Raw genomic sequence first — 1,057 nt, 5'->3', positions numbered from 1 at the left:
GCGCCATAACGTGCCACAACAGGATTCTCGCCAAAATCTGACCCTCCACACACGGAAAGCCCTTATTTCATTGAAGTCCGCATTGCCAAACCGGGCTCAAATCCATCGCGAAGTGTCGAAGTTGGGGATATTGGGTCTGGCATCGGCGTATTCCTTGCTGGGTCAGTTCAAACAGGCCGATGTCTATTTTGCGCGTTACAAGAAAGCCAATGGCAACAACGCGACATACCTGAATGACTATGGTTTTTCGATGATGTTGCGCGGGAACCTGACACAGGCCGAGAAACTTTTGCAGCGCGCATCGTCCGAACAACCGGGTTCGCTCACGATTCAGAACAATCTCGCGGCCTTGCGCCGGTTAAAAGCGAATCCCACCGGCTTTGTCGGGCATAGGCCAAAGCGGGGAACGTCGTCCTTTTAGGCTGACGGGCGCTCCCCCGGGATGGAACCTAACGCGATGTGCTTTCCTCTGCGCCGTCGGGGATGCCGCGTGACCGGCAAACCGGAGGAGCATCAGATATTCCATGCCGGTTGATCCGCCAACCGCTCCCGCGATCTGCTGTCCTGGAATCTACAGCGACCACGGGACATGCCGCAGCACCGCCACCAGTGCGCGCAGGATTTACTCCTTGATCTGCCCGGCGATGATGAACTGCGTCACGAGATATCTCTGGCGAGTACAAGCGCTGTCGCCAATGCGAGAGCAACCCCATATGGAACGGACATCTGGTCAAGTGGGCGTCCAAGAAACCTAGCCTGCAAAATAATCACTATCGCAGCAAGCCCTCCGGCCACCCCGGAAACCAGGAAGAACAGGCCTAATGCGTGAAAAGGTATTGAAACTGCGACCGCCAATATAAATTTCACATCACCGCCGCCGACAAGGCCTTTGGCAAAAAGGAAAAACAGGACCGGGGTCAGGATGACATAAACTAGGGTCTGTGGACATTCATCGTGAGGCGATGATGGCAGCCGCGAGATGCCAATTGGCGGCGTAGCTGGACGTTGTCTTTTCGTAGCGGGTCGCTATGGCTCTGAATTCCTTGATCTTTGCGAA

2 pseudogenes are annotated in these 1,057 nt (G+C 55.2%); one reads left to right on the top strand and one right to left on the bottom strand.

Annotation, left to right across the window (positions count from 1 at the left end):
- Nucleotides 1-421 (top strand): annotated as a pseudogene (locus AAFO90_RS24960) (hypothetical protein); the annotation flags it as partial.
- Nucleotides 422-949: 528 nt separating this feature from the next.
- Here AAFO90_RS24960 and AAFO90_RS24955 read toward each other — a convergent pair.
- A pseudogene (locus AAFO90_RS24955) lies at nt 950-1,057 on the bottom strand (IS5/IS1182 family transposase); the annotation flags it as partial.

The sequence above is a fragment of the Phaeobacter sp. CAU 1743 genome (assembly GCF_039839315.1).
Taxonomy (GTDB): domain Bacteria; phylum Pseudomonadota; class Alphaproteobacteria; order Rhodobacterales; family Rhodobacteraceae; genus Phycobacter; species Phycobacter gallaeciensis_A.
Note: the sequence above shows the minus strand (reverse complement) of the source record. Positions and strands in the feature narration are given on the sequence as shown.